This window comes from Hymenobacter lapidarius, assembly GCF_001816145.1.
Taxonomy (GTDB): domain Bacteria; phylum Bacteroidota; class Bacteroidia; order Cytophagales; family Hymenobacteraceae; genus Hymenobacter; species Hymenobacter lapidarius.
The window spans coordinates 1-2,574 of sequence record NZ_MDZB01000013.1 but is presented as its reverse complement, the minus strand read 5'-3'; the positions used below and the strand labels follow the sequence as shown (position 1 = coordinate 2,574).

General features: G+C 61.5%; 2 protein-coding genes. One reads left to right on the top strand and one right to left on the bottom strand.

All coding sequences use genetic code 11. The features are described 5' to 3' along the window. Positions 1–255 precede the first annotated feature (255 nt). Positions 256–519 (bottom strand): hypothetical protein, encoded by a 264-nt coding sequence (locus tag BEN47_RS00630; RefSeq protein ID WP_070724279.1) that lies wholly within the window; start codon positions 517–519, stop codon positions 256–258. A gap of 116 nt (positions 520–635) precedes the next feature. Here BEN47_RS00630 and BEN47_RS00625 point away from each other — a divergent pair, with 116 nt between their 5' ends. After that, on the top strand, positions 636–2,420 hold the full coding sequence (locus BEN47_RS00625; protein WP_070724278.1) for an amino acid permease: 1,785 nt from the start codon (positions 636–638) through the stop codon (positions 2,418–2,420). Positions 2,421–2,574: the final 154 nt, after the last annotated feature.

The window sequence follows — 2,574 nt, the reverse complement described above, 5'->3', positions numbered from 1 at the left end:
CCGGCCGGCTGCCCTGCCGCGCCAGAAACGCCATGATTTCCACGTCGCTCAGGCGAGTAAAATCCACGACTTCGGTGGCGCAGGCGCCGCAGTGGCGGCCGTGGGCGGTGGGCTTCATGGCGGCCCAGGGCTGGGCGCAGGGCTGCGGAATGGTGATGCAGGCGAGGGTGACCATGGGGCTAATGTAGGTTTTTGCACGTTAGGAGTTTTAAAATGGCCGGTAAACCCACTAACTGCCGCAACAATGAAAGCGGCTCAGATGCCGGGGCCGCCAGCGCGTGGGGGCAGCCGGCGCGGCGCGCTGCAACAGCCGCTCCAGCTCCCCGCCGCGAAGCGCCCGCAGGTGCGGCCGTTCGCGGCCCTGGCCAGTTGGGCCAGAATTTCGGCGTCGGTTTTAGGGTGAAGTCCACCACTGTTTTCTGGCGGGCGGCGCAGTGCCGGCCAGAAAACAGTGGGCATCATGGCGGCCCAGTTTTCGTGGCAGGGCTGCAGAATGGTGAGGGTAACAGGCGGGCGCATAGGCGGAAACGGGGGCAAAAGGGACTGCCTAGCCGATGCGCGCCGGGGCCCGATTGCACACGCCCCCGTCATTATGCTTTATCTTTTGCCCTTCAAACCCGTCCCGCCCACCCTTCATGCGTTCTGATAAGTCCCTGTTTCGCCGCAAAACCATCGCGGCCATTCTCCAAAATCCACCCGCCGATGCCGAGGGCCACGCGCCCGGCGGCCTGGAACGCCACCTCACCGTGCGCGACCTCACGGCGCTGGGCATTGCGGCCATCATCGGGGCCGGCATCTTCAGTACCATCGGCAAAGCCAGCCTCGACGGCGGCCCGGCCGTGTCGCTGCTGTTTGTGTTCACGGCCGTGGCCTGCGCGTTTTCGGCGCTGTGCTACGCGCAGTTCGCGGCCACCATTCCGGTCAGCGGCTCGGCTTATACTTACGCCTACGCCTCATTTGGTGAGCTCGCGGCCTGGATTATCGGCTGGGCGCTGATTATGGAATACGCGGTAGGTAACATCGTGGTGGCCATTTCCTGGTCCGACTATTTCACCGGGCTGCTCGATGGCATCGGGCTGCACATTCCGGCCTACCTCAGCACCGGCACCCAGAGTGCTTACCAGGGATACAACGCCGTGCTGGCCCTCATGCAGGCCAATTTGCCGCTCTCGCAGGCCACGCCCGCGCAGCTCGAAGGCTACAACATCTGGAACTCTGCCCCTACCCTGTTCGGCGACTGGCATTTGGTGGTCGACCTGCCGGCCTTCTCCATCACGGTAGCCATCACGGCGCTGGTGTACGTGGGCATCAAGGAAAGCAAAACCGCATCTAATATCCTCGTGCTTTTGAAGTTGATTGTGGTGGTGGTGGTTATCGCCGTGGGCGTGTTCTACATCGAGCCGGCCAACTGGACCCCCTTCGCCCCCAACGGCGTGGGCGGCGTACTCAAAGGCGTGTCGGCGGTATTCTTCGCCTACATCGGCTTCGATGCCATCTCCACCACCGCCGAGGAGTGCAAAAATCCGCAGCGCGACCTGCCCAAGGCCATGATGTACGCCCTCATCATCTGCACGGTGCTGTACGTAGTGATTACGCTGGTGCTCACCGGCATGGTGCCCTACACCAAGCTTGGCGTGGGCGACCCGCTCTCCTTTGTATTTGCTGAAGTGGGCTTGCCCAAGCTCTCGGGTCTGGTAGCGGTGAGTGCGGTGTTTGCCATGGCGTCGGTGCTGCTGGTGTTTCAACTGGGCCAGCCGCGCATCTGGCTCACCATGAGCCGCGACGGGCTGCTGCCCAAGGTTTTTTCGCGCATTCACCCACGATTCCACACGCCCTCGTTTGCCACCATTGTCACGGGCTTTTTCGTGGCAGTGCCGGCGCTTATTCTCAACATGGATTTGGTGGTGGACCTCACCAGCATCGGCACGCTGTTCGCGTTTGCGCTGGTCTGCGGCGGCATTCTCATCATCGACCCCTACGGCCGCTCCGAGGCCCGGTTTAAGGTGCCGTACATCAACGGCAAGTGGGTGGTGCCGCTTATTTTGGTTTTGGGGGCTTTTCTCATTTTCCGCTATAATGGCGCCAACAACCACGAGTTCGGGCTGGACGTGAGCGGGCAGCGCGGCTGGCTGCTGAAGGACGACGTGAGCGGCAGCATCATCGGCGGCTTTGCCCACCAGATTCCCACCATCGTGTTTTTGCTGTTTTGCGTGGCGCTGGCGGCCCTCTCGTTTCGCAAGCGCCTCTCGGCCTTGCCCGTGCTGGGCCTGCTCATCAACCTGTACTTGATGACGCAGCTCGGCATCAGCAACTGGACGCTGTTTTTCGTGTGGCTGCTCATCGGCCTGGCCGTGTACTTTGGCTACGGGTATCAGAATTCGAAGCTGAACCGCCTGGCCGGTACAGGAACTACCGTTTAACGCCGGGTTGCGGCATACTGCATCTTAGCCCCAGCGGGGCGGCATATCGGTAGTATAAGTATCCGGTCAAAAGTAATGGTGTGAGGGTGTTTGGCTGTTTCTTTGGGTTATGTTAGCTCCCTTGGCGCTTGAAGCATCGGAAATCGCTACGTTA

Coding starts and splice junctions, on each gene's coding strand:
- BEN47_RS00630 (WP_070724279.1), bottom strand. CDS start 519: ATGCGCCCGCCTGTTACCCTCACCATTCTGCAGCCCTGCCACGAAAAC.
- BEN47_RS00625 (WP_070724278.1), top strand. CDS start 636: ATGCGTTCTGATAAGTCCCTGTTTCGCCGCAAAACCATCGCGGCCATT.